Origin of the sequence: Bacillus sp. JJ1532 (assembly GCF_036965085.1) — a bacterium.
In the GTDB taxonomy this organism is placed as follows: Bacteria; Bacillota; Bacilli; order Bacillales; family Cytobacillaceae; genus Cytobacillus.
Genome location: NZ_JBALOW010000045.1, coordinates 97,667 through 121,575, shown reverse-complemented (window position 1 = coordinate 121,575; position 23,909 = coordinate 97,667). Strand labels below are relative to the sequence as shown.

General features: G+C 36.4%; 28 protein-coding genes and 1 riboswitch. Of the genes, 23 read left to right on the top strand and 5 right to left on the bottom strand.

Annotation, left to right across the window (positions count from 1 at the left end):
• Positions 1-39 precede the first annotated feature (39 nt).
• The 3 genes from sigX to V7122_RS15970 all read left to right on the top strand — a co-directional run bounded on the left by sigX (position 40) and on the right by V7122_RS15970 (position 3,134).
• Positions 40-591 (top strand): RNA polymerase sigma factor SigX, encoded by a 552-nt coding sequence (sigX, locus tag V7122_RS15980; RefSeq protein ID WP_335346720.1) that lies wholly within the window; start codon positions 40-42, stop codon positions 589-591.
• Positions 569-1,813, top strand: coding sequence for a hypothetical protein (locus V7122_RS15975; protein ID WP_335527539.1), 1,245 nt, complete (start codon positions 569-571; stop codon positions 1,811-1,813). The genes sigX and V7122_RS15975 overlap by 23 nt, the downstream gene beginning before the upstream one ends.
• 358 nt (positions 1,814-2,171) lie before the next feature.
• A riboswitch (FMN riboswitch) is annotated at positions 2,172-2,387 on the top strand.
• Between the two features lie 162 nt (positions 2,388-2,549).
• The gene (locus tag V7122_RS15970; protein ID WP_335346718.1) at positions 2,550-3,134 is read left to right on the top strand and encodes an ECF transporter S component; all 585 of its coding nucleotides are present in this window, start codon (positions 2,550-2,552) and stop codon (positions 3,132-3,134) included.
• Positions 3,135-3,464: 330 nt separating this feature from the next.
• Here the strand turns inward: V7122_RS15970 and V7122_RS15965 are convergent, their stop codons facing one another.
• Entirely contained in the window at positions 3,465-3,713 is a 249-nt protein-coding gene (locus V7122_RS15965) for a ferredoxin (RefSeq protein WP_335347385.1), read from the bottom strand.
• Positions 3,714-3,982: 269 nt separating this feature from the next.
• On the opposite strand from V7122_RS15965, the gene V7122_RS15960 reads away from it, so the two are divergent.
• From V7122_RS15960 to V7122_RS15940, 5 genes are all read left to right on the top strand, one after another.
• Positions 3,983-5,032, top strand: a complete 1,050-nt coding sequence (locus tag V7122_RS15960) for a helix-turn-helix domain-containing protein (protein WP_335353850.1) — start codon at positions 3,983-3,985, stop codon at positions 5,030-5,032.
• The gene (locus V7122_RS15955; RefSeq protein WP_335527537.1) at positions 5,022-6,527 is read left to right on the top strand and encodes a RecQ family ATP-dependent DNA helicase; all 1,506 of its coding nucleotides are present in this window, start codon (positions 5,022-5,024) and stop codon (positions 6,525-6,527) included. The genes V7122_RS15960 and V7122_RS15955 overlap by 11 nt, the downstream gene beginning before the upstream one ends.
• Positions 6,524-7,138: a CPBP family intramembrane glutamic endopeptidase gene (locus tag V7122_RS15950; protein ID WP_335353852.1), complete on the top strand. Its 615-nt coding sequence runs from the start codon at positions 6,524-6,526 to the stop codon at positions 7,136-7,138. The genes V7122_RS15955 and V7122_RS15950 overlap by 4 nt, the downstream gene beginning before the upstream one ends.
• Positions 7,135-7,812 (top strand): LysM peptidoglycan-binding domain-containing protein, encoded by a 678-nt coding sequence (locus V7122_RS15945; protein ID WP_335346384.1) that lies wholly within the window; start codon positions 7,135-7,137, stop codon positions 7,810-7,812. The genes V7122_RS15950 and V7122_RS15945 overlap by 4 nt, the downstream gene beginning before the upstream one ends.
• Positions 7,813-7,914: 102 nt before the next feature.
• The gene (locus V7122_RS15940) at positions 7,915-8,373 is read left to right on the top strand and encodes a YpbF family protein (RefSeq protein ID WP_335346385.1); all 459 of its coding nucleotides are present in this window, start codon (positions 7,915-7,917) and stop codon (positions 8,371-8,373) included.
• A 48-nt stretch (positions 8,374-8,421) separates the two neighbouring features.
• On the opposite strand, the gene V7122_RS15935 is transcribed toward V7122_RS15940, so the two are convergent.
• The 3 genes from V7122_RS15935 to V7122_RS15925 form a co-directional block, all read right to left on the bottom strand.
• The gene (locus V7122_RS15935; protein WP_335346386.1) at positions 8,422-8,991 is read right to left on the bottom strand and encodes a manganese catalase family protein; all 570 of its coding nucleotides are present in this window, start codon (positions 8,989-8,991) and stop codon (positions 8,422-8,424) included.
• 74 nt (positions 8,992-9,065) lie between these two features.
• The gene (locus tag V7122_RS15930) at positions 9,066-9,326 is read right to left on the bottom strand and encodes a spore coat protein CotJB (protein ID WP_335346387.1); all 261 of its coding nucleotides are present in this window, start codon (positions 9,324-9,326) and stop codon (positions 9,066-9,068) included.
• Positions 9,323-9,553, bottom strand: a complete 231-nt coding sequence (locus tag V7122_RS15925; RefSeq protein WP_335346388.1) for a spore coat associated protein CotJA — start codon at positions 9,551-9,553, stop codon at positions 9,323-9,325. The genes V7122_RS15930 and V7122_RS15925 overlap by 4 nt, the downstream gene beginning before the upstream one ends.
• A 135-nt stretch (positions 9,554-9,688) precedes the next feature.
• Here V7122_RS15925 and V7122_RS15920 point away from each other — a divergent pair, with 135 nt between their 5' ends.
• From V7122_RS15920 to V7122_RS15895, 6 genes are all read left to right on the top strand, one after another.
• Positions 9,689-10,321 carry a CBS domain-containing protein gene (locus tag V7122_RS15920; RefSeq protein WP_335346389.1) on the top strand — a complete coding sequence of 211 codons (633 nt, stop codon included), beginning with the start codon at positions 9,689-9,691 and terminating at the stop codon, positions 10,319-10,321.
• 75 nt (positions 10,322-10,396) lie between these two features.
• A complete protein-coding gene (locus tag V7122_RS15915; RefSeq protein WP_335353853.1) occupies positions 10,397-10,786 on the top strand; it encodes a hypothetical protein in 390 nt (129 codons plus the stop codon).
• 26 nt (positions 10,787-10,812) lie between these two features.
• Positions 10,813-11,589, top strand: coding sequence for a metallophosphoesterase (locus tag V7122_RS15910; RefSeq protein WP_335346391.1), 777 nt, complete (start codon positions 10,813-10,815; stop codon positions 11,587-11,589).
• A gap of 142 nt (positions 11,590-11,731) precedes the next feature.
• Entirely contained in the window at positions 11,732-12,313 is a 582-nt protein-coding gene (locus V7122_RS15905) for a genetic competence negative regulator (protein ID WP_335353854.1), read from the top strand.
• Between the two features lie 215 nt (positions 12,314-12,528).
• Positions 12,529-13,803: a Glu/Leu/Phe/Val family dehydrogenase gene (locus tag V7122_RS15900; RefSeq protein WP_066294204.1), complete on the top strand. Its 1,275-nt coding sequence runs from the start codon at positions 12,529-12,531 to the stop codon at positions 13,801-13,803.
• 79 nt (positions 13,804-13,882) lie between these two features.
• Positions 13,883-14,854: a YpdA family putative bacillithiol disulfide reductase gene (locus tag V7122_RS15895; protein ID WP_335346393.1), complete on the top strand. Its 972-nt coding sequence runs from the start codon at positions 13,883-13,885 to the stop codon at positions 14,852-14,854.
• A 43-nt stretch (positions 14,855-14,897) separates the two neighbouring features.
• Here the strand turns inward: V7122_RS15895 and V7122_RS15890 are convergent, their stop codons facing one another.
• Complete coding sequence (locus tag V7122_RS15890) at positions 14,898-15,875, bottom strand: asparaginase (RefSeq protein WP_335527532.1); 978 nt, start codon at positions 15,873-15,875, stop codon at positions 14,898-14,900.
• A 250-nt stretch (positions 15,876-16,125) separates the two neighbouring features.
• Between V7122_RS15890 and prsW the strand changes: the two genes are divergently transcribed.
• The 9 genes from prsW to fni all read left to right on the top strand — a co-directional run bounded on the left by prsW (position 16,126) and on the right by fni (position 23,874).
• Entirely contained in the window at positions 16,126-16,797 is a 672-nt protein-coding gene (gene prsW, locus V7122_RS15885; RefSeq protein WP_335346395.1) for a glutamic-type intramembrane protease PrsW, read from the top strand.
• Between the two features lie 130 nt (positions 16,798-16,927).
• Positions 16,928-17,758 carry a spore cortex-lytic enzyme gene (sleB, locus tag V7122_RS15880; RefSeq protein ID WP_335346396.1) on the top strand — a complete coding sequence of 277 codons (831 nt, stop codon included), beginning with the start codon at positions 16,928-16,930 and terminating at the stop codon, positions 17,756-17,758.
• Between the two features lie 14 nt (positions 17,759-17,772).
• Complete coding sequence (gene ypeB / locus V7122_RS15875) at positions 17,773-19,122, top strand: germination protein YpeB (protein WP_335346397.1); 1,350 nt, start codon at positions 17,773-17,775, stop codon at positions 19,120-19,122.
• A gap of 129 nt (positions 19,123-19,251) precedes the next feature.
• Positions 19,252-19,911 (top strand): flagellar brake protein, encoded by a 660-nt coding sequence (locus V7122_RS15870; protein ID WP_335527528.1) that lies wholly within the window; start codon positions 19,252-19,254, stop codon positions 19,909-19,911.
• A 67-nt stretch (positions 19,912-19,978) separates the two neighbouring features.
• A complete protein-coding gene (locus V7122_RS15865) occupies positions 19,979-20,158 on the top strand; it encodes a YpfB family protein (RefSeq protein WP_066294227.1) in 180 nt (59 codons plus the stop codon).
• A gap of 135 nt (positions 20,159-20,293) precedes the next feature.
• Entirely contained in the window at positions 20,294-20,968 is a 675-nt protein-coding gene (gene cmk / locus V7122_RS15860) for a (d)CMP kinase (RefSeq protein ID WP_335346399.1), read from the top strand.
• 2 nt (positions 20,969-20,970) lie between these two features.
• Positions 20,971-21,552 (top strand): lysophospholipid acyltransferase family protein, encoded by a 582-nt coding sequence (locus V7122_RS15855; RefSeq protein WP_335346400.1) that lies wholly within the window; start codon positions 20,971-20,973, stop codon positions 21,550-21,552.
• A 108-nt stretch (positions 21,553-21,660) separates the two neighbouring features.
• On the top strand, positions 21,661-22,797 hold the full coding sequence (rpsA, locus tag V7122_RS15850) for a 30S ribosomal protein S1 (RefSeq protein ID WP_335346401.1): 1,137 nt from the start codon (positions 21,661-21,663) through the stop codon (positions 22,795-22,797).
• A 15-nt stretch (positions 22,798-22,812) separates the two neighbouring features.
• Positions 22,813-23,874: a type 2 isopentenyl-diphosphate Delta-isomerase gene (fni, locus tag V7122_RS15845; RefSeq protein WP_335346402.1), complete on the top strand. Its 1,062-nt coding sequence runs from the start codon at positions 22,813-22,815 to the stop codon at positions 23,872-23,874.
• Positions 23,875-23,909: the final 35 nt, after the last annotated feature.

Genomic DNA, 23,909 nt, shown 5'->3' with positions numbered 1-23,909 from the left:
AATTATTACGACTATTAAATTAAACGGGGAGGGAAACGAATGGACTCCGTTTTTGATGAATTATATAGAAAATATCATCATGACGTTTTTCAATTTCTTTTTTATATGGTGAAAAACAGGGAACTTGCCGAGGACCTTGTCCAAGAGGTTTATATTAGAGTTCTAAAATCATATGAAAAATTTGAAGGAAAAAGCAGTGAAAAAACTTGGTTATTTTCCATTGCAAGAAATGTGGCAATTGATTCTTTCCGCAAACAAAAGGGATGGAAGCAGCGGCTTCTAGAGAAATTCGATTGGTCCACACAACAAGTAAAAGATGAATACCCCATTCCAGAAGAAATTATTGTCCAAAATGAAGAAATTCAATATATTTACAAATGCCTTGACCATTGTACAGTAGATCAAAGAATGATCATTGTTATGAGGTATATTCATGAACTTTCCATTACTGAGTCCGCTGAAGCACTCGGATGGACAGAAAGTAAAGTAAAAACAACTCAGCATCGGGCGTTGAAGGTATTAAAGACTTATATGGACGAAATTAAAAGAAAGGAGGGAACCGTAGAAAATGAAAAAATCAGAATGGACTGAGGAACAGCTTGAAGAATTATTAGGCAATATGCCAAAAATTAAGGATGATCGGGATCCTAGAGAAATCTATCATCTTGTCGCAATCAAATTGCAAAAGCGAAAACAAAAAATGTGGATTATGCCTAGTATTGCAACAGCAGGAGCTTTCCTTCTATTTTTCATCCTAGTTCCCAACCTTTTCAATTGGCAAGGCTTTGAAGAGAAATCAATGGAATCAGCGGATAAATCTTCATCTGCATCCGAAATAATGATGGAAAAAAAGAGTCTGGGTGACAATCAAGATCAGCTTGCAGATTCAAAGGAAAATGAAGCCCCTATTGAAATGGCAAAACAGGAAGAAGAGAAAAAAATGGGGATCACTTCGATAGAAGTGGAGGACGAGACAACTGCTGTATATGAGGAGGATATGATTGATAAGGAAGTGCTAACATATGGTGTTCCAAATCAGGATGTTTCATTTATTGTTCCTATTAGCCTCATTGTTCCTAAAGATGACCAAAAGTCAAAATTTGATTTATATGTAGAAAATATGTCGAATTTGGCTGAAGAAAAATGGGGATTAACGGAATATTACCCTTTACAAGCCGGTTTGATTTTTGATGAAGAAAATAAAATTTTGACACTAAATGTTCCAGCTGACCATTCATATGGCATGTCTTCGAATACAGAATGGCAATTAAACCAAGTTATGAATCATATAATGGCTTCATTTGATATTAAGAAAGTTAATTTGACGACTGAAGGAAATCCGGGCATTGAATTTGGCCATCTCGGTAAAATAGATGAATTTGTATCGAAAGAGCAATCAAGCGATGACGCTTATTATTTTTATTTTCCAAGCAATGTTGAAACAAAGCCATTTATTGTCCCTTTTAAATTTACTGAAAAACAGGGCACAATCCAAGAAGCCTTTTCGATAATGAGAAATAATCAGGCGGGGGAAAAATTGATAGCATCCATTCCTGAAACGATCCAATTCGAAACGGAAGAAAATCCAAAAGAAGGAAAGCTCATTATCAAATTTGAAAAGGGATCACAATTAAATAATGATGAGGCAACTCTTCATACTATTGAAGCAATTTTATTAACAGCGAAAGAGTTTAATTATGAATTTGTTAAGCTTGAAAATGCAAATATCGACAGAATTGGAATATTTGATCTAAATCAAGACATTAAGGTTCCTGTTGTACCTAACAAGCGAATAATTTCCAATCAGAACTAGAGACGAGCCATTTGGCCCGTCTTTCTTTTTGCGATCATAAAGGGTTGGCTTATTATATTCAATATGTTTAGCCTGTTTTTCATAGATAGATTAATCAATTTTGCTTTGTTTTGTTCTAAACTAACTTCTGCTTACATACTGTGGATATTGGACAAAAACTTATTAGGATTAACAGGAGGATAAAATGCGGGATTATTTAAGAAGATTTATGATTGCTGGAATCATGGGGATATTTATTAGTTTGTTATTTTTAGGGGGAAGCTTGTACAAGCTTTAAGGAGGAAAAAAGATCAGAAATTTAATTCCTTCCCAATTCGTTAGTTTTCAAGTATAATAAAAACTGTAACAAATAAATACGGTCTATCTTCGGGGCAGGGTGAAATTCCCGACCGGCGGTGATGAGATTTTTCTCTAAGCCCGCGAGCCTTTATGGCTGAAGCAAATTATCGGAAATAGCTGAAAAAAGTTGTCATTTGGCAACTATCATTCTATTTCTTGGTGAACGCTTTAAGCTTTGGCAGGATTTGGTGCGATTCCAAAGCCGACAGTACAGTCTGGATGGGAGAAGATGGAGGTTCTGCAGACGTTCAAAAATTGCAGGAATGATGAACGTTTATTTAGTGAGCCTTTTAAATCTCCCTCAAGTATATTACTTGAGGGTTTTATTTATGATGGCTACATGATCTGCTGAACCTTTCTTCTTTAGGAGAGATAGTCCTAACAAGGAGAGAGGAACATGAAAAGATTTTCAGTAAAAGCTTTAGTTTCGATTGGGATGTTGAGCAGTATATCATATGTATTAATGCTGCTAAACTTCCCGCTACCGCCATTTCCACAATTTCTAATGATTGACTTTAGCGATATTCCTGCATTAATTGCCGCGTTAATCTTTGGTCCGCTGGCTGGCATCTTAGTTGAATTATTTAAAAATATTTTGGATTACTTTATGACAGGGAGCGCAACTGGTGTTCCAGTTGGTCATATTTCTAACTTTATTGCGGGCATCCTGTTTGTATTGCCAACATACTATGTTTACAACAAATTAAAAACGAGAAAGGGCATGACATTTGGATTAATTATTGGTACGGCTATAATGGCTGTAATGATGAGTATTTTAAATTACTTCATCATCCTGCCTGCCTATACATTTTTCTTAAATATGCCAGCTATGTCTGCTCCAGAAATGCGTACAATGATCGTAACAGGCATTTTACCGTTTAATATTATAAAAGGATTAATTATAACCATTGTATTTATGCTAATTTTTGCACGTATGAGTGCATGGATTAGCAAACAAGGTTCCTATAATAGCGCAGCTTAATAGAAAAGCGGAAGCGCCTTCGGAACAATCAAATTACGGATTGTTCCTGCGATGATTATTCTAAGGAGCTTTCCTTAGTGTCCAGGGGCGACAAGCATAAGACGAGCTGGCAGAAAGGTTGTATTTTAACCTTTTTGTCGGATTGGCTTATGACCTCGAGCCCCTAGGCGCTGAAGCTAGACAGTTTTCAAAAGCAACGGGCAACCGTTGCTTTTTCTATTGGTCTCTTGAATCGTTCCAAATACTATAAAATATGCAGTTTATAATTGAAATGAAAAAGCTCCCTTCATAAAGAAAGGGAGCGGTAATCAAAGCGAACCTTTATTGATTCTATTCGAATTTAAGTGCGTCGCCATCAAATGAATCGTCTGCAACTTTAATTGAATCAGTTGGACAGCCTTCGAAAGCGTCCATCATATCATCAATTAATACATCTGGAATTTCAACAATTCCTTGGTTATCATCTAGAGTAACGAATGCAATGCCTTCGTCATCGTAATCATAAATATCTGGTGCTGCTGCTCCGCATGCTCCACATGCGATGCAAGTTTCCTTGTCAACAATCGTATACTTTGCCATGAAAAATTACCTCCCAAGATTATAACAAAATTATATGAACATTTTCCTTTGTGAAGATGGAAAGACATCCCTCATCCCCTATTGTAAAACTGAATGGCAAACATTTCAATAGTAAAAGTATTGAGAATGCTTATCATAATAAGGTTCTAACAATAATCAGAATTATAGAGGCTCATATTTTCTATTCATGATAAGATATAGAAGATGATTAATTGTTAGTATGTCCCAAAAAGTAATATAAATGGTGTGATCTTATGAAGGATTCATATTTGAATTTGATAGTTTTATATTGTTTACACAAAATTGATGGTCAGCGATCCATATATTCAATCTTACATCTTCTGAAAGGGAAAAAATCTGCCCAAACGATTCAAGATGCTCATTTTTTCCAATTAACGAACCTCTTCAATTCTTTTCCTTTTCTTGAGCGAAAAGATTTAGATCATATTGTAAGTCAAATTAAGAACAGAGGGTTCATTATCCAAATTTCCGAGCAATGCTATCGTCTATCAATAGAAGGTACACGGTTTCTGGAAGAAACATTGACGAAGCAGCCGATTCCGAGCTCCTTAAACGGTTTGAAGTTCCATCAAGTTACCGAGCTTTTTTGGGAAAGATTATCCCTCACGATACAGGTCATATCCTACTTAAAAAGCAGAGAAACAAAATATCTTCCTATCCAGCGAAAAAAAGAGGTTCACTTTTGGGTAAAGAATTTTCTGCAGCAAACGTCCTTAAACAGAGACGCATTATGCCAGAAACTATACATCGAGTTAGTCAATTGCCTTGAAAAGAATAAGGAAATAGATCCTTCTGTACTCATCATGAGACTGACTGGTTACGAAATTATTGGACTAACTCCTTTACAAGCTGCTGAACGTTTGAAAATGGAACTTGACGTATATTATGTCCAATTTAGAAGCTTGATTCATTTTATGCTGGAAACTATCCAATTAAAACCAGAAAATTACCCGCTTTTAAGCAGATTTATTTCGGAAGAATCGCTGTTAGTTTCATTGACACAGACTGCTAGAAGGACGTACTCATTATTAAAGAATGGCATGGGATTAAATGCTATTGTTCAGACTCGAAGGCTTAAGAGAAGCACGATAGAGGATCATATCGTTGAAATAGCCCTGAATAATAAGAGTTTTGAAATTACTCCTTTTGTGAGTAAGGAAAAACAGCATTTGATTTTAGAAGCCGTTAAGACAAATTCCACTAAACAATTAAAGCAAATTCGTGAATTAGTTCCAAATGCAGATTATTTCGAAATACGCTTAACATTAGCTAGAGTAGGTGAAGAAAATGAAGCTTGAAAAATTATTACAGCATCATTTTAACTATACTGCATTTAGAACAGGTCAAAAGGAAGTTATTTCTTCTATACTGGAAGGGAATCATACAATCGCTATGCTTCCTACCGGAACAGGAAAATCACTATGTTATCAATTATCTGGTTATGCATTAAATGGACAAGTGATTATCATCTCACCACTCTTATCATTAATGCAGGATCAAGCCGAACAATTAATGATGAATGGGGAGAAAAGGGTCATTGCATTTAATTCCTTTTTATCCGCAGAAGAAAAAAATCGTGCATTATCACAGTTAAATAAATATAAATTTATTTTCCTATCCCCAGAAATGCTGCGTCTTGATCATGTCATAAAGAGGCTATGTAATCTTAATATTGCTTTATTTGTCATTGATGAAGCCCATTGCATTTCGCAATGGGGGTATGATTTCAGACCTGATTATTTAAAGCTTGGCGAAGTTAGAGAAAAACTAGGAAACCCGCTGACATTAGCTTTAACTGCAACGGCAACACGAGAGGTTAAAGATGATATAATTGCGTCACTATCATGGGAAAGTTGGAAGGAATTTATTTATTCTGTTGACCGTCCTAATATTTCACTTACTGTTGAAACGATAAATTCCTTTCAAGAAAAAAAGGACAGGCTTGTTGAACTCGTCCATTCTCTAAGTGGTTCAGGGATTGTCTACTTTTCAAGCAAGAAAATGTCTGAACAAATGGCCGTATACTTAAAGGAAAGCGGAGTTTCTAATGTTGCCGCATACCATGGTGGAATGGAACAGGAGGCAAGAATATTAATTCAACAGCAATTTATTCAAGGACAATTAGATGTAATCTGTGCGACAAGTGCATTTGGAATGGGAATTAATAAAGATAATATCCGTTTTATTATACATTTTCATATGCCACTTCAGCTTGAATCCTATTTGCAGGAAATTGGGAGAGCGGGAAGGGACGGAAGGAAAAGCCTTGCCGTTTTGCTGTTTTCGCCTGGGGATGAACAGCTGCCTTACCAGCTTTCTGAAGGAGAGCTGCCGACAGTAGAGCAGATTAACTGGCTGTTTAATTGGCTAGGAGACAATCAGCATGCATTAAAGCAATTGCCAGCATATGAGGAAGAAATCAGAAGAATTTCTGGGTTAACAGACACTCAATGGCGAATTACTCGTGATTTGCTTGAGGAAGTTAGGGAGGATCAACTAGATCAATTTAGTACTCAAATAAAATCATTTATTAAAGAGCGTATTCAGGTCAAAAGGAAAAAGATTTATGAAATGTTTGTTTGGACGCAATTAACGGAATGTCGCAGAAAAAATATCTTGAAGTATTTTCAAGAAGATAACACAATAGAGATAGAGGATTGCTGCGACCTATGCGGTGTTAATTATTCAAAATTTTATACTTCTATTGAAAAAGAAGAGAAAACCAAGATCGAATCCTCTTTTAATTGGAAAGACTATTTGGGAGAAATACTTTTAAGCAGGCGAATTACATGAAAGAAAAATATACAGGAATCATTAAAGAGCTATCAGATCGAGAACTGCTTTTTCATCTATATTTAACGCAATTTATCCTATTAGCCATTTCATTTATTTTAAGTTTGATATTATTTAATCGTTTTTCTGATGTACTTAATCTTTTTAAGATTGGCGATATGAATATATTATTTATCGGCGGAACAGCTGGATTAGCAGTCGTTCTCTTGGATGTAATTCTTATGAAGCTCCTTCCGCCATCCCTATACGATGATGGGGGCTTAAATGAAAGAGTTTTTCGCAATCGTAGTGTTTTTCATATTGCTTTAATCGCTGCAATCGTTGCTTTTTGCGAGGAATTATTATTCAGAGGTATCATTCAGACTCATGTTGGACTTGTTTTTTCCAGTCTGATTTTTGCAGTTGTCCATTACCGCTATTTATTTAATTGGTTTTTGTTCTTAAATGTTGTTGTACTAAGCTTTTTTATCGGCTATATTTTCTTGATAACAAACAATTTATTCGTGACTATTTTTACACATTTTATTATTGATTTTTTACTCGGACTAATTATAAAATACCGTCATAATACAGGTTCCAAAAGCGGGAACACAGGAAGGGATGTTTCATGAACAAAGAGGGCCCATACAGGGATCAGGCTGAACGCCTTCGGAAAAAGGTTAATAGAAATTGGGATAGTGAGGAACCTATCCAAAAAAAGGAAACTTTACCGCCGAGAAGCAGGCTTCACCGGGAAAAGAGAAAGAAAAATAAATGGAAGGTCAAATACCCTGTTATTCGCCTTCTGGCATTACTGTTTATCTTACTGCCGATTACTATTTATAGTATGTATAACTATTTGCAAAAGAATGATAATGGAGGAGCTGAAAAAGCAAGCACCCAAAACGGATTTGAAACAATAGGATTTGAAGAGCAAGAACAAAAAGAAGAAAAAGGAACGATCATTGAAGAAAGAGAAGAAGATCCGGGAAACACCGATGGTAAAGTCGAAAATGAGGAAAAGGAACCCTCTATTCCTGCCTCTGAAACTCCAATAATAAGTGATTCTGAAGATAAAGGTTCTGCTAAGCCTGCTGAAACCGATGAAAACCAACAAGCGAAGGATAATCAGCAAGCGGAGCAAAAGGAAATTATTTATCATACTGTCAAACCTAATGAAAACATGTTTCGGATCGCATTGAAATACTATAATTCTCAGGACGGCATGGATATTATTAAAAAAGCAAACAACTTAAAAAATAATGAGATTCAAGCTGGTCAAGTATTGAAAATACCTAAACAATAGATTCCCAATCTCCCTATCATATAATGCTGTACAAGCTCATACATTAAGTAGAAAAGAGTGTTGTCAGGGTTTAAGGTTAGCCTTGGTGAACGGAGGGGGATTATGGAATCATCAATAAAACTGCTTGATGATCGAACAGATCAAGCTACTAGGCAGATGCTTCAAAAAGTGGTTGAAAGGAAAAAGAAATTTGACACTTTTAAGCTAAGGCATTTAATTACGATGTGGGCAACAATGTTTTCTTCCTTCATTTATCTTTTTTATATTTATAAAACGGTAATGAAGCCTTTCTCCTATTCATTTTCGGCCATGTTTTCGGTTTTCGTTAACCAATCGGCTAATCTTTATTTCCTTATATTTACATTTGGGTTATATGGCTTAATGAATTTATTGAAGGAGAAAAGAGAGAAGGCTGAGAAGGAGTACCATGCACTCAGATGCGAAATAATTGATAAAAGCAAAGATCTTTGGAAAAAGGAAGACGAGTGGAAAAACAGACATGTCGTTTTTGAAATGATGAAGGCGAATTATGATATTAATTTGTATCATGAAAATAAATAGATTGAAAAAAGAAGCTGCTTTATACATGGCCGCTTCTTTTCTCATATATTAAAATATTCTCTTCTTCCCTTGTTCATCTTTCAGAATTTCAACTGCTTCTCGGAATCTTTGCGAATGAATAATTTCCCTCTCTCTTAAGAACCGGAGACCGTCATTTAGATCTACATCATCACTCATGTTGATAATCCATTGATAAGTTGCTCTCGCTTTTTCTTCTGCGGCAATATCCTCATATAAGTCTGCTATTGGATCTCCTTTAGCTTGAATATAAGTTGCTGTAAAAGGAACCCCACCAGCATTTTCGTAATAGAGAGCATTGTCGTGGTTTGCGTAGTGAGCACCTAGGCCTGCCTCTTTCATTTGCTCTGGTGTTGCATCCTTTGTAAGCTTATATACCATCGTTGCAATCATTTCTAGATGGGCAAACTCCTCTGTACCAATATCTGTAAGGAGACCAATCACTTTATCTGGGATAGTATAACGCTGATTTAAGTACCTTAAAGCAGCTGCAAGCTCACCATCTGCTCCGCCGTATTGTTCAATTAAGAATTTAGCCAGCTTCGGGTTACATGTGCTTACTCGAACTGGATATTGCAGCTTTTTTTCATAAACCCACATAATTTTCCCGCCCTTTCATAAAAATTTTGCAATTAAGACAAATCGGTAGCTTCAGCCCCTGGGCTAAGGCGTTCTTAAACTTGCCATGGCCATGGCGAGTCATCCCAGTTCCATGGTTTGCCTGAATAACTGTGACCGAATTGCATGAGCGGACCAAATTGGCTTTCAAACAGCTTTCTAATCTTTTTTCTTTCGCTAACATAATGATTAAATTGGTTAATCGCATCTTCGTCCCCATTATGAGTATCTAGGTATAAAGTGAGTTCAACTAAGACAAAGTCAACTACCTGAAGCTGTTCTAATAATTGATAATATTCTGCAGGCATCTGTTTCATGTAGAGGCTTCCTCCTTAGCCTTCTCATACGGGCTATAATAGGGATCATAAAAAGCTTTCCAAAGAGTTCCATGTCGTAAAGCTTCCATTGGCGTAAATTGCGGTAAGTTTGGCGGCTGGAAACCCATATAAAGATGTGGGGGTGTCGAAAACGTTTTTACACGAATCGGTTCACAAGGATCAAAAGGACTGACATACGGATGGTAGGTCTTTACAGGTGTAAACATGCAATCCCTCCTTCAATTTGTATCATTCAATCTTATGACTAAATGTCTGCAATCATGTTTGATTATGAAGGTATATTAATGGCTGTTATCGAATATTTAATACATTATCGTAAATAATTCTCTGGGGTGAGTGGAATGTTTGTAAAAAGCGTTATGATTCCTAAATATTCTAGTTATACAATTAATCATGAATCAACAATTAAAGAAACCCTTGACAAATTAGAGGAGCATCAAATCGATGGATTGCCAGTTTTAAATGGTGACAACTATGTCGGAATGATTACCAGATATGGGATCTATGAAAATTACTTTAAATCTAAACAAATAAAGGAAGATTTTTTACAGAATACGAAGGCAGAAGACATCGCTACACATCAGGATCAATATCTTAAGGGGAATGAGATCTTCGAAAAAACCTTGCTAAGTTTAAAGGACTTTCCGCTATTGGCTGTTCTTGATGAGAAGCAAAGGTTTTTAGGGGTCGTAACGCGTTTTGATGTTCTTGCCCAGTTTCAATCTGCATTCGGTATGAACAAACCAGGTGTTAGAATTGCGTTTACCGCTTCTGAAACAGAAGGAAGATTAGCGAGATTATCTGAGATTGCCCGTCAGTTTCATGAACAGATCATTTCGATCGTCACATTTGACGAAACAGATAAACTAGTACGCAGGATTGTAATGAAGGTAGAAAAGAAAGACAATATAAAGAAATTCCTCGAAAAGCTTGAGGATTCAGGATTCAGAATTCTTGATGTTCATGAAGAGTAATAGTTGTCCGATTGAATAATAAATCAAAGCAATAAAGAATAATCCCCCTCATACAATTTTATGGGAGGGATTTTCTTGTTGCGTAAAACAGTTCAGCTTATTGGCGGCTTCCTTTGTGGTTTACTGTTTATTGAGTGGTTTCCAATTAGTGTTCCATCAGGGCTTACGGAAATTTTGGCTGCTTGCATTTTGAAGCCAGTTCCATTTTTTGCTTCTGCAGTTGTCTTCATTATTGGCTTTCTGACAAATGCTGAGTTGATTGGTGAAGAGGTCATCCAAACAGTTCAGTTATTTATGAAACGCAAGACAACGCTATTTAATTTATTGTTTTCTTTGTTTTTTCTGGCAGGCTTTATCACCTTATTCTTATTAGGATTTTGGCAAACAGTTGTATTTTTCTGTTTTTCTATTCTTTATGGTATTATTTCTATAGATTTCAGGGAACTTAAACTAGCAAAAGTATAGATAACAGATTGCGGGGCAGGAGCATTATGATTTTTACAATAGTTATCATTTTAGTATTAATAGGAATAGGGTTTATTGCATTTATGTATAGGGAAGCGAATGCAGATCGAGTCATATTAAATGATCTGTCCTTCAAAGAATTTCCAGCAAGCTTTGGTGAAGTCAAGATTTTTTTCATTTCTGACATACATAAGAGAGTCATCTCAGATAAAATTATTGAGGAAGTTCGTTTATTGAAACCAAATATCATTATTATTGGCGGCGACTTAGTTGAAAAAGGAGTTCCGCTTCAAAGAGTAAAAGAAAATTTAGCTAAACTAAAAACATTAGGCCCTGTTTATTTTGTATGGGGCAATAATGATTACGAAGTAAATTTTCGTGAGCTAGATACTATATTTTTGGATTTTGGCGTTAAGGTTCTTGATAATACTGCAGTATCCTTTGAATCAGAAACAGGTGATAAATTCATATTGTTAGGTGTTGACGATATGAGTAAAAAACGCGATAGACTTGATCTCGCTTTACTTGATGCGGGTCAAACAGGCTTTAGAGTTTTAGTAAGCCATAGTCCTCAAATTATGAGCAAAATAAAAAAAGAACATCAAATATCCTTAGTGTTAAGCGGTCATACACATGGAGGGCAAATACATATTTTGGGCTACAGTCCTTATGAAAAAGGGGGTATAAAAAAACGAAAGGAAACGACATTATTAATAAGTAATGGTTATGGAACAACCGCTTTGCCATTAAGATTAGGAGCAAAAGCAGAAACACATTTAATCACGTTAAATAATGGGAATTAGGGGAGGCCTATGCTTGTCTTCTTTACAGTAATGAGGTAAAGGCAAATTAAAGCGCATAAGGTAAATAACTTAGACGACTCACCATCCTTTGTTTCTGTCATACACTAAATAAAAGAGTTAGTTCACGGCAGGGGGCAGTTACATGCGCTTAGAACGTTTAAATTATAACAAAATCAAAATTTTTCTAACTCAAGATGATTTATCGGAAAGAGGGCTAACGAAAGAAGATATTTGGAAGGATTCGATGAAATGGCATCAGCTTTTCCATGATATGCTTGAAGAGGCAAGTGAAGAATTTGGGGTAGAAATTCAAGGCTCTGTTGCAGTAGAGATATTCTCCATGCAGGCACAAGGGATGATTATGATCGTAACGATGGAGGATCAGAATGATGAGGAACTGCTTCAAGATGGCTTTATAGAAATGCAGGTTATCATGGATGGCAGCGAGGAATTATTCTTTGAATTGGAAGACTTCGAAAATGTCATTCAGCTGGCAAGGCGTCTTCATATATTAAACATAACAAACACAAGCTTGTATGCTTATAATAATCATTATTATATTCATCTGAAAAACCAAAATCCGGACGATAAAAATAAACTTATAGCTATTATAGCGGAGTATGGGAATCCAGCTATTATAAGTATTCATGTGGTAGAAGAATATGGAACGGAAATAATGAAAGATCAGGCTGTGGAGAAACTTATGCATTTCTTTCGTAATTAATAGAGGAGGGAGGATCGTTTTCTCCCTTTCCAAACTAATCTGCCGTTTATTTAAAAAATGATTTTTTCCTTAATAAAACAATAGTAAAAACGGTTACATAAAATTATCAAAAAATGCGGAAAAATATTTCTACTATCTTGCATATATTAATCAAAGGTGTATACTATTGCATGGAAGCGAACAACAAATGATAGTGATTTCTAGGAGGTTTACTAATGGTAGCCAATCATGGTACTGATACTAAAAAAGAAGACAAGCTTGACGTATTAAAGTCAACGCAAACGGTTATTCATAAGGCTTTGGAAAAGCTAGGTTATTCTGATGAGGTGTTTGAATTATTAAAAGAGCCTCTTCGAATGATGACAGTTAAAATCCCAGTCCGGATGGATGATGGAACAGTTAAAGTCTTTACCGGCTACCGGGCACAGCATAATGATGCGGTTGGGCCTACAAAAGGTGGAATTCGTTTCCATCCTGGTGTTACTGAAAAGGAAGTTAAAGCTCTATCGATTTGGATGAGTTTAAAATGTGGTATTGTTGATTTGCCATATGGCGGTGGTAAGGGCGGTATTATCTGCGACCCGCGTAATATGTCATTCCGTGAATTAGAAGCTTTGAGCCGTGGATATGTACGTGCCATAAGCCAAATCGTTGGACCTACAAAAGACATTCCAGCGCCAGATGTATTTACAAATTCACAAATTATGGCATGGATGATGGACGAGTACAGCAGAATGGATGAATTTAATTCACCAGGCTTTATTACTGGAAAGCCATTAGTACTAGGTGGATCTCACGGCCGTGAGACAGCAACAGCTAAAGGGGTAACAATTTGTATTAGAGAAGCTGCTAAGAAGCGCGGCATTGAATTAGAAGGTGCTCGTGTTGTAGTTCAAGGCTTTGGTAACGCAGGAAGCTTCTTATCTAAGTTCCTTCATGACGCTGGTGCAAAAGTGATTGGTATTTCTGATGCTTACGGTGCATTACATGATCCTAATGGACTTGATATTGATTATTTATTAGACCGCCGCGATAGCTTCGGAACAGTAACTAATTTATTTAATGATACAATTACAAATAAAGAGCTTTTAGAATTAGACTGTGATATTTTAGTTCCAGCTGCAATTGAAAACCAAATTACGGATGAAAACGCACATAACATTAAAGCGAAAATTGTAGTAGAAGCAGCAAATGGGCCAACTACATTAGAGGCTACGCAAATTTTAACTGAGCGTGGAATTCTTCTCGTTCCAGATGTATTAGCGTCTGCAGGCGGTGTTACAGTTTCTTACTTCGAGTGGGTGCAAAATAACCAAGGCTACTACTGGTCAGAAGAAGAAATTGCAGAAAAGCTTGAAAAGATTTTAGTACAATCCTTTAATAATATTTATGAAACTTCACAATCCCGCCGTGTAGATATGCGTCTTGCTGCTTATATGGTTGGCGTGCGCAAAATGGCTGAGGCATCAAGATTCCGCGGCTGGGTATAAGTTCATTATTTGAATCTTAATGAAAAATCTCCTATCATATTTGATGGGAGATTTTTATTTATTGAAGGGAGAACTAAAAATGAAATGTGAAGAAGCAATTATTGTAGGGGGAGGTCCGTGTGGGTTAGCAGCTGCGATTTCTCTTCAGGAAATAGGAATGAATCCGCTTGTGATTGAAAAAGGAAATATCGTTAATGCCATTTACCATTATCCAACACATCAAACTTTTTTTAGTACTAGTGAAAAGCTGGAAATTGGCGGAGTGCCTTTTATTACAGTTGACTATAAACCAAGAAGAAACGAAGCGTTGTCCTATTATCGAGAAGTTGTTAAACGAAAAAAAATCCAAATAAATGCTTACGAAAAGGTTTTGTCGGTTACGAAACAAGAAAGCGGATTTTTAGTAATGACAGATAAGGATGAATACAGGTCGAAGAATGTAATAATTGCAACAGGCTATTATGATCATCCGAATTACATGAATGTTCCAGGTGAAGGATTGACTAAGGTATTTCATTATTTTAAAGAAGCCCATCCGTATTTTGATAAAGATGTCATAGTAGTAGGCGGAAAAAATTCTAGTGTGGATGCTGCATTAGAATTAGTGAAAGCTGGTGCGAGAGTTACAGTTATTTATAGGGGAAGCGAATATTCACCAAGTGTAAAGCCATGGATCTTGCCTGAGTTTGATTCCCTAATCCGTAATGGGGTGATCAAAATGGAATTCAATGCGCATGTGAAGGAGATTTTAAACGATAAAGTGATTTATACAGTAAAAGAAGAATGTTTTGAGATAAAAAATGATTTTGTATTTGCCATGACAGGCTACCATCCAGACCATCACTTTCTGCAAGCGATGGGCGTCCATATCGATTCCGAGACAGGAAGGCCGATATTTAATATTGAGACAATGGAAACAAATGTCGAAGGGATTTATATTGCTGGTGTCATTGCTGCTGGCAATAATGCGAATGAAATTTTTATTGAAAATGGCCGGTTTCATGGTGATTTAATTGCAAAGGCAATCGTCAATAAAGAATATAAGAAGTAAAAAAGAAATCGGCATTTTTCGCCGATTTCTTTTACATTCACCATTAAACCATGAACATCTCTTCAATTTCTTTACTGCTATTGGTGGTGGCTAAACCAACGAGCAGTTTGATTCGTGCTTTCTGACCATTTAAGCCATTGGAAAAAATGACTCCTAAATCTTTAAGTTTTTTTCCTCCGCCTTCATAACTATAAACGTCTTGGGCTATTCCATTAAAGCATCTGGATACGATGACAACAGGTATGTTTTTTTCTATAAGGGCCTTAATCCCTTCTACTGTTGCAGGCGGCAAATTACCTTGACCTAATGCCTCAATAACTACTCCCTGATAGTTTAAGTCACGGATGGCAAACAGAAGTGTTGAATCCATCCCAGCATGTGCTTTTATTAAGGCAACGCGTGTCGATACATGATCAATGTCATAAAATTCATTGTTCGTTGGCAGATGGTGGAAAAACACGCCTCTTTTTGTCACAATTCCAATCGGTCCATATTGAGGACTTTGGAAGGTGGAAACATTACTTGTATGAGTCTTCGTAACATTCTCTGCTGTATGAATCTCATCGTTCAATACGACAAGAACCCCTTTATATTTTGCCTCTTCACATGAAGCAACTTTAATAGAAGTAATTAAATTGTAGAGGCCGTCTGCACCAATTTCATTGCTTGACCTCATAGCACCTGTTACGACAATGGGCAGAGAAGTCTGAACTGTTAAGTGCAGGAAATACGCTGTTTCCTCTAGTGTATCTGTTCCATGTGTAATTACGACTCCAGAGATTTCTTTTTTCTCTAAATAGCGATTAATTAGATCCTTCAGCATAAGCATTTCCACAGGAGTAATATGCGGGGAAGGAAGATGAAATGGCTCCTCGATAATAATGTCTGCTAGTGTAAGCAGTTCTTTCGTTTTTTCCGTAATCGGATTGCTTTCAGACGGCTTAACAGCTCCAGTAGATGCATCTTCACTCATTGAAATCGTTCCGCCTGTATGTATAACAAGAATTTTTTCCTTTTGCATACTGAATACCTCCAACTTTACAAAAATATAAAACTAATTTAGTGTAAAAAGTGTATAATTGAATGAAAGTTTACTATTTTAGAGATTTAACATATTTCTTATTCCAAAATTTGATAATCCATTTTCTTTCTTCCTTCATCATGTTACGATAAAAGTAATGGATAATGGTACAAAAATTCATTGCTAATGATGAAATTTAGCTGCATATTGGGGAAATGACCTCATTAATTTATAGAAAAGAGGACAGTACATGCTTGGTATTTTATCTGCGGGTATTGCCCCTGGATTAGCGCTATTAAGCTATTTTTATTTGAAAGATCAATATGGCTCTGAGCCGGTTTTTACAGTTTTTAGGACCTTTTTATTTGGTGCAATTCTTGTTTTCCCCATTGCGTTTATTCAATATGTTCTGGAAACAGAGTACAATATACAATCAAGCTTTATAAATGCATTTCTTTCTTCAGGGATGCTGGAAGAATTTTTTAAATGGTTTATCCTGTTTTATGCAGTCTATCAGCATGTTGATTTTGATGAACCATATGATGGTATTGTATATGGTGCATCTGTATCATTAGGGTTTGCTTCGTTGGAAAACATCTTGTATCTTATTTCCCATGGCTTAGAGCATGCGATTGGCCGAGCGCTTCTGCCTGTTTCCAGTCATGCTTTATTTGGTGTTATTATGGGCTATTATATAGGAAAAGGGAAATTTTCAGCAACCTCTAAGGCGAAATGGCTTATGCTTTCCTTCCTATTTCCTGTTATTCTTCACGGTACGTATGACTTCATCCTGATTACCCAAGAAAATTGGCTGATCATTATGTTCCCATTCATGATATTTCTTTGGTGGTTTGGATTAAGAAAGGTTAAGAAGGCCCGCGAATTAAGCGCGAAACATATAGAGAACCAGCTAAACTACTAAAAGCAACTCTTCATTCATAAATGAGGAGTTTTTTTTATTCGTCAAAAAATAACAAGGGATTTGCATAAAAAACCAGCTACTACAAAATATAGAGATAATGTCATCAAGATTTACTTTGGAGGTACGATTCATGAAAAAGAACTTTTTGTTTACTAAAGTAATTCTTATTGTCTCTATTTGTATGATTTTAGTCCCTATGAGTGGAAACGAGCAGAGGGCAACAGCTTTTACCAATCAAGTCATTCAGCAAGGAGCTGTTGGAGATGATGTAATTGAATTACAGTCAAGACTGCAATACTTAGGATTTTACAACGGAAAGATCGATGGGGTATTTGGATGGGGAACGTATTGGGCTTTAAGAAATTTTCAATATGAATTTGGACTCGAAATTGATGGGATGGCAGGAGCTGATACGAAAAACAAGCTCGTCAAGGCATCTAAATATAATCAGCAATTTGTAAAGGAGCAAATTGCCAAAGGCAATAAATTTACTCATTACGGGGGAGTAAATCTCGAATCGCAAAAAAAACCAGCAAAAAGTACGCCTGCTCCTGCAAAGAATCAAACAGCCCAAAAACCAACAGCAGCTAATATGCCTAACGGTTTTTCGCAAAATGATATTCAATTAATGGCTAATGCTGTTTATGGTGAAGCAAGAGGAGAGCCATATACAGGGCAAGTGGCAGTAGCGGCTGTTATTTTGAACCGTGTAAACAGTGCATCATTCCCGAATACCGTATCAGGCGTAATTTTTGAACCAGGAGCATTTACTGCTGTGGCAGATGGCCAGATTTGGCTTACTCCTAATGAGAGAGCAAAAGAAGCTGTTATTGATGCCATTAATGGCTGGGACCCTACAGGACAGGCACTTTATTATTTTAATCCTGATACTGCAACTAGTGCATGGATTTGGACACGTCCGCAAATTAAGCGGATTGGGAAACATATTTTTTGCAAATAAAGAGGTGAGGAATATTGATTAGAGGAATATTAATTGGCGTACTTACATTAGGTGTGGCTGGAACTGCATTTTGGGGCTATCAAGAGCATCGTGAAAAAAATGCAATCTTAATGAACGCGGAAAATAATTATCAGAATGCCTTCCACAGCTTAACGTATAATGTAGATTTACTGCATGATAAGATCGGAACAACATTGGCAATGAATTCCCGTAAATCCTTATCTCCAGCTTTGGCTGATGTTTGGAGACTTACATCAGAGGCACATACAAATGTCGGTCAGCTGCCGCTAACGTTATTGCCATTTAATAAAACAGAGGAGTTTCTTGCAAATATTGGTGATTTTAGTTACAGGACGGCTGTTAGGGATTTAGATAAGGAACCATTAACTGATAAAGAATATGAGAACCTAAAAAAATTATATTCCAACTCTGCTGAGATCCAGAAAGAATTACGGAAAGTGCAGCACTTAGTTCTCAAAAATAATCTTCGCTGGATGGATGTAGAAATGGCAATTGCTACAGGCAAAGAAAATGCTGATAATACCATTATTGACGGATTCAAAACGGTAGAAAAAACAGTCGAGGGCTACGGAGAAACGGATCTTGGCCCAACAAAAGTCAGTTTAGAGAAGGAAGCTAACAATTTTAAAAACATAAAAGGCAAGGTGATTTCACAGCAAGATGCAATCAATATTGCTAAAAAATATTCAGGTTTTAATAATGATGTTGCCGTTCAAGTGACAGAGAATGGAAAAGGCTCTGATTATGGATTTTATAGTGTTTCTATTTTGAATCAGAAAGCAAAACAAGAAGCCAACATGGATATTACTAAAAAAGGCGGATATCCAATCTGGTTTATTCTCTCAAGAGATATAAATAAACAAACAATAAGCTTGAATGAGGCAAGCAATCAAGCACTTAAATTTCTGAATGATAATGGATTTAATGGTTTGGAACTTTTTGAAAGTGCACAGTACAATCATACAGGAGTATTTAACTTCGTTTCAAAGCAGGATGATATTAGAATTTATCCAGACTCCATTAAAGTAAAGGTTGCATTAGATAATGGGAATATCGTTGGGTTTTCAGCAGGGAACTATTTGAAAAGCAACCACAATAGAATCATTCAGAAACCGGCCATTTCTCTTGAAAATGCTCGTTCTGATATAAATCCTCAAGTTAAAGTTATGGAAAACAGGCTTGCAGTTATTGAAAATGATTTAGGGAAAGAGGTTCTCTGTTATGAGTTCCTTGGCACACTTGGTAACGATACGTACCGGATCTTTATTAATGCAGAAAATGGGCATGAAGAACTTGTTGAAAAACTAAAAAATGCAGAACCGATTTATGAAGATGTTCTTTAAGGAAAGGTCTTAAGCCTTTCCTTTTCTTTTTGCATATAAATGTCGATGTACAAACACTAGTATACATGTCATAATAAAATGACAAGATTATCCTATTGAAAGAAAATGGACAGAGAAAGTGTGGTCAGCATGATAAAAATTGGTGATGTACTTTTTTTAGAACCGAGGTATTCGAAAAGTGTTGAGAAATACAAATGCAAAATTTTAGAAAAAGGGGACAATTCGGTATATATCGATTATCCGATAAATATGAATACGAATAGAACCGTTTTTCTTATAGATGGTACACAATTAAAAGGATCGTTTATCTCAGGGGATGGGTCTGTTTATCTATTTGAATGTGAGGTACTTAGAAAAGTCAAAGGCAATATTCCAATGATTATATTATCCTATCCGGGTATTGAACAACTTGTTAAGATACAGCGCCGGCAATTTGTTCGTATTGAAACAGGGGTGGATGCCGCTATTCATCCGATCGAAGGGGAATTTGCTCCATTTGTAACGGTTACAGATGACATTAGTGCTGGGGGGGCTGCCATCATTAATGACAGAAAGAGACCTATATCACAAAATATGATGGTCCATAGTTGGTTTGTTCTTCCGATGCAAAATGGGGAAACCCATTATTTAAAACTAAAAAGTAAAATTGTCAGGATCGTTGCAGTCAATGAGTGGAAATCGCTAATCTCTCTTCAATTTATTGATATTTCACCGACTGATAGACAGGTATTGCTTCGCTTCTGTTTTGACCGCCAGCTTGCCTATAAGAAAAAAGGGATAGAAATATAATAGATAGGAATAAAAAGTAAAAATTACTCGCATACTTTAAATATATTAACCATGCGGGGAGATCGTTATGAAATCGATTGAAAGAATACTAATAAAAGTTGTCATTATACAGTTCTTATTCCTCTTCATAACCCAATTGTTTTTTCATAAATTTAATATTTTTCCTGAACTCAAACAGCTTACTCAATATGAGGGTGTCACGGATAATAACTTTACGGAATTCCTTGAAACATTCAGGGGGCAATGATAGCAGGTGCTTGCCTGCTATTTTTGTTTTTAATAAATGCTTTTCAAAGTAGAGAGGTAATCATAGTTTTATTCGTTTATTTATGCCATCATATGATAAAATAAAATGGACGAGAAATTGTTTTTGGGAGGCACTATGAATAAAAAAATCTCTATTGCAATTGATGGACCTGCTGCTGCAGGAAAAAGCACTGTTGCAAAAATTACAGCTGAAAAACTATCATATATTTATATCGACACAGGGGCTATGTATAGAGCTTTAACATATAAAGCCATAAATATGAAAATGGACTTAGAGGATGAACTAGGCTTGTTGAATATTTTAAATGAGACAACCATTGAATTATTGCCAGGTGAAGATGGTCAATTCATATATTTAGACGGAAAAAATGTTACAAATGAAATTAGGACTGCTGAAGTAACGAATTCCGTTTCGATTGTTGCAAAACATAAACTCGTTAGAGAAGAAATGGTCGCCAGACAAAAAAGCTTTGCTGAAAACGGCGGCGTTGTTATGGATGGCAGAGATATTGGGACACATGTTCTGCCCAAAGCAGAGGTTAAGATTTTCCTATTGGCATCTGTTGATGAACGAGCGATTCGCAGACATACTGAAAATATCCAAAAGGGCTACCCATCCGATTTAGAGAAATTAAAAGAAGAAATCTCTACAAGAGATAAATTAGATTCAGAACGGGCAGTTGCACCATTGAAAAAGGCGTCAGATGCAATCGAAATTGACACAACCTCATTATCAATCGATCAGGTTGTTGAAAGAATCATGGTGCTTGCTTATGAAAGGATCGGATGACAGTGAATTTATACTCTTTTGCAAAATCAGTCGTTTATGGAATATTAAAGCCAATATACCGCTTTGAAGTAATTGGAACAGAGCATTTCCCTAAAGAAGGCGGTGTTCTGCTCTGTTCTAATCATATTCATAATTTTGATCCGCCTGTAGTCGGTATCAATGCACCAAGGGCAGTACACTTTATGGCTAAGGAAGAATTGTTTCGAGTGCCTATTTTAGGGAAGCTTCTTCCTGATTTAAATGCCTTTCCAGTTAAGAGGGGGATGAGTGATAGGGAAGCTCTAAGAAAAGGACTTGCTATTTTGAAAGAAGGAAAAGTTTTGGGCTTATTTCCTGAAGGGACAAGAAGTAAAACCGGTGAGTTGGGTCAAGGGCTTGCAGGAGCCGGTTTTTTTGCTCTTCGTACCGATGCTGCAATTGTACCATGTGCTATTATAGGTCCATATAAGTCTTTTAAAAGATTGAAAGTCGTTTATGGAAAGCCGATAGACATGGCTCCTTTACGTGAAAAGAAAGCTTCCGCGGAGGAGACGACTGAATTAATTATGAGTGAAATTCGCAAACTGATAAATGAGAATAGCTAACCTTCTTACTTGACAAAAGAAGTGGTTTATAAGAAGTTAGTTAAAAGGCGAATTTTATCATTAGATATTGCGAAGGCGCTTCCGCCTTTCAAATAAGGAGGAATACATATGTCAGAAGAGATGAATCAAGTTGAAGTGAGAAATTTCGAAATTGGCGATAAGGTTTCCGGCCAGGTTACAAAGGTTGAAGAGAAGCAAGTAATTGTAAACATCAATGATAGCAAGCTTGATGGAATTATCCCTATTAGTGAATTATCAAGTCTTCATGTAGAGAAAGCAAGTGATGCTGTTTCAGAAGGAGATCAGCTGGAGCTTGAAGTTTTAAAGGTAGAAGAGGATGCATTAATTCTATCAAAACGAAAAGTAGATGCTGAAAAGTCATGGGCTGATCTTGAAGAGAAATTTAATAACGGTGTAATTTTCGAAGCTGAAATTAAGGATGTTGTTAAAGGCGGTTTAGTCGTTGACCTTGGTGTCAGAGGATTTATCCCTGCTTCATTAGTTGAAGATTTCTTTGTTGAGGATTTTTCAGACTACAAAGGAAAAACAATGACCTTTAAAATCGTTGAGCTTGAAAAGGATAAAAATCGTTTAATTCTCTCTCATCGGGCTGTTGTCGAGGAAGAAAAGGGTAAGCAAAAAAATCAAATCCTTGATTCTTTAGAGGCAGGACAGGAATTAGAAGGAACTGTTCAAAGAATTACTGATTTTGGCGCTTTTGTTGATATTGGCGGCATAGATGGACTTGTTCATATATCCCAGCTTTCTCACGAGCATGTGAGCACCCCTTCAGAAGTAGTAGAAGAAGGTCAAAAAGTCCAAGTAAAGGTTCTAAGTGTTGATCGGGCAAGTGGACGAATTTCTTTATCAATTAAAGAAACTCAGCCAGGACCATGGTCAAATATATCTGAAAAAGCTCCAAAGGGTAGTGTGCTTGACGGAGTAGTAAAAAGACTTGTTTCATATGGTGCGTTTGTAGAGCTTTTCCCTGGTGTAGAAGGACTTGTTCATATTTCTCAAATTTCACATAAACATATTGCAACTCCGCATGAAGTGTTAAAAGAAGGTCAAGAAATCAAAGTTAAAGTTTTAGACGCAAATGAACAAGAACAGCGTTTATCTCTAAGCATTAAAGAGCTACAGGAAAAAGAACCAGATTATGTTACTGATTATGAACTCCCAGAGGAATCAAAAGGATTTCAGCTCGGCGAAATGATTGGGGATCAATTAAAGAATTTAAAATGATAATGGTGATAAATGGTGTCTAGATCAAAACGTAAATGGGATCATATTCAATTAGCTTTGACTACAGGGCAGAAAAGGCTATCAGGTTTTGATGATATTACCTTTATTCACCAAAGTATGCCTCATACTTCATTAGATCAGGCAACTTTAAATGTAAAAATTGGCGAACTTTCTTTAAGTTCGCCAATTTTTATAAATGGGATGACAGGCGGTGGAGGTGAGCAGACTTTACGAATTAATCGTGAATTGGCAATGGCTGCAAAAGCAATGGGAATGGCAATTGCTGTCGGTTCGCAAATGTCTGCTCTTAAGAATCCTTCAGAAAGAAAATCTTATGAAGTCGTTCGAAAGGAATATCCAGACGGCATTATTTTTGGAAACCTCGGCAGTGAAGCAACAGTGGACCAAGCAAAAGCCGCCATTGACATGATTAATGCTGATGCATTGCAAATTCATTTAAATGTAGTTCAGGAACTAACAATGCCTGAAGGAGACCGAGACTTTCGAACAGCCCTTCACCGTATAGAAGCGATTGTAAAGGCCGCTAATGTACCGATCATCGTTAAAGAAGTAGGCTTTGGAATGAGTAGAGAAACGGTATTAATGCTGCGTTCTATCGGTGTTTCGGCTGTCGATGTTGGAGGGTTTGGCGGCACTAATTTTGCTAGAATAGAAAATGAACGGCGAAATAGAGAACTATCCATTTTTAATGAATGGGGTATTCCCACTGCAGTATCAATTATTGAAGCGAAAGAAAACTCAAAAGATGTATCTATTATAGGTTCTGGGGGAGTTCAGACAAGTCTTGATATTGCAAAAGCAATAGCCCTTGGAGCCGAGGCTGTTGGAATGGCTGGCTTTGTTCTTAGTATTTTAATGAATAAAGGCATAGAAGCATTAATAGAAGAGCTTCAAATCATACAGGATGAGATTAAGATGATCATTACTGCATTAGGTGCAAGTAATGTATCAGAGTTGCAGCAAGCTCCATTAATCATTTCAGGAAAAACCCATCATTGGTTAAATGAAAGAAGCATCGATACAAAAAAATACAGTCAGAGAATAATCTCTAAATAACAAAAAAGCTCTTGCTATGTAAATCAGCAAGAGCT

What these genes read in the sequence shown, in the direction of transcription:
- V7122_RS15925 (WP_335346388.1), bottom strand. Translation starts at nt 9,553, where the DNA reads ATGTTTACACCTGTAAAGACCTACCATCCGTATGTCAGTCCTTTTGAT.
- rpsA (WP_335346401.1), top strand. Translation starts at nt 21,661, where the DNA reads ATGTCAGAAGAGATGAATCAAGTTGAAGTGAGAAATTTCGAAATTGGC.
- V7122_RS15865 (WP_066294227.1), top strand. Translation starts at nt 19,979, where the DNA reads ATGAAATCGATTGAAAGAATACTAATAAAAGTTGTCATTATACAGTTC.
- V7122_RS15975 (WP_335527539.1), top strand. Translation starts at nt 569, where the DNA reads ATGAAAAAATCAGAATGGACTGAGGAACAGCTTGAAGAATTATTAGGC.
- V7122_RS15940 (WP_335346385.1), top strand. Translation starts at nt 7,915, where the DNA reads ATGGAATCATCAATAAAACTGCTTGATGATCGAACAGATCAAGCTACT.
- prsW (WP_335346395.1), top strand. Translation starts at nt 16,126, where the DNA reads ATGCTTGGTATTTTATCTGCGGGTATTGCCCCTGGATTAGCGCTATTA.
- V7122_RS15955 (WP_335527537.1), top strand. Translation starts at nt 5,022, where the DNA reads ATGAAGCTTGAAAAATTATTACAGCATCATTTTAACTATACTGCATTT.
- V7122_RS15930 (WP_335346387.1), bottom strand. Translation starts at nt 9,326, where the DNA reads ATGAAACAGATGCCTGCAGAATATTATCAATTATTAGAACAGCTTCAG.
- V7122_RS15905 (WP_335353854.1), top strand. Translation starts at nt 11,732, where the DNA reads ATGCGCTTAGAACGTTTAAATTATAACAAAATCAAAATTTTTCTAACT.
- V7122_RS15970 (WP_335346718.1), top strand. Translation starts at nt 2,550, where the DNA reads ATGAAAAGATTTTCAGTAAAAGCTTTAGTTTCGATTGGGATGTTGAGC.
- V7122_RS15950 (WP_335353852.1), top strand. Translation starts at nt 6,524, where the DNA reads ATGAAAGAAAAATATACAGGAATCATTAAAGAGCTATCAGATCGAGAA.
- sleB (WP_335346396.1), top strand. Translation starts at nt 16,928, where the DNA reads ATGAAAAAGAACTTTTTGTTTACTAAAGTAATTCTTATTGTCTCTATT.
- V7122_RS15935 (WP_335346386.1), bottom strand. Translation starts at nt 8,991, where the DNA reads ATGTGGGTTTATGAAAAAAAGCTGCAATATCCAGTTCGAGTAAGCACA.
- V7122_RS15900 (WP_066294204.1), top strand. Translation starts at nt 12,529, where the DNA reads ATGGTAGCCAATCATGGTACTGATACTAAAAAAGAAGACAAGCTTGAC.
- V7122_RS15945 (WP_335346384.1), top strand. Translation starts at nt 7,135, where the DNA reads ATGAACAAAGAGGGCCCATACAGGGATCAGGCTGAACGCCTTCGGAAA.
- V7122_RS15890 (WP_335527532.1), bottom strand. Translation starts at nt 15,875, where the DNA reads ATGCAAAAGGAAAAAATTCTTGTTATACATACAGGCGGAACGATTTCA.
- V7122_RS15895 (WP_335346393.1), top strand. Translation starts at nt 13,883, where the DNA reads ATGAAATGTGAAGAAGCAATTATTGTAGGGGGAGGTCCGTGTGGGTTA.
- V7122_RS15910 (WP_335346391.1), top strand. Translation starts at nt 10,813, where the DNA reads ATGATTTTTACAATAGTTATCATTTTAGTATTAATAGGAATAGGGTTT.
- V7122_RS15965 (WP_335347385.1), bottom strand. Translation starts at nt 3,713, where the DNA reads ATGGCAAAGTATACGATTGTTGACAAGGAAACTTGCATCGCATGTGGA.
- V7122_RS15920 (WP_335346389.1), top strand. Translation starts at nt 9,689, where the DNA reads ATGTTTGTAAAAAGCGTTATGATTCCTAAATATTCTAGTTATACAATT.
- sigX (WP_335346720.1), top strand. Translation starts at nt 40, where the DNA reads ATGGACTCCGTTTTTGATGAATTATATAGAAAATATCATCATGACGTT.
- cmk (WP_335346399.1), top strand. Translation starts at nt 20,294, where the DNA reads ATGAATAAAAAAATCTCTATTGCAATTGATGGACCTGCTGCTGCAGGA.
- V7122_RS15870 (WP_335527528.1), top strand. Translation starts at nt 19,252, where the DNA reads ATGATAAAAATTGGTGATGTACTTTTTTTAGAACCGAGGTATTCGAAA.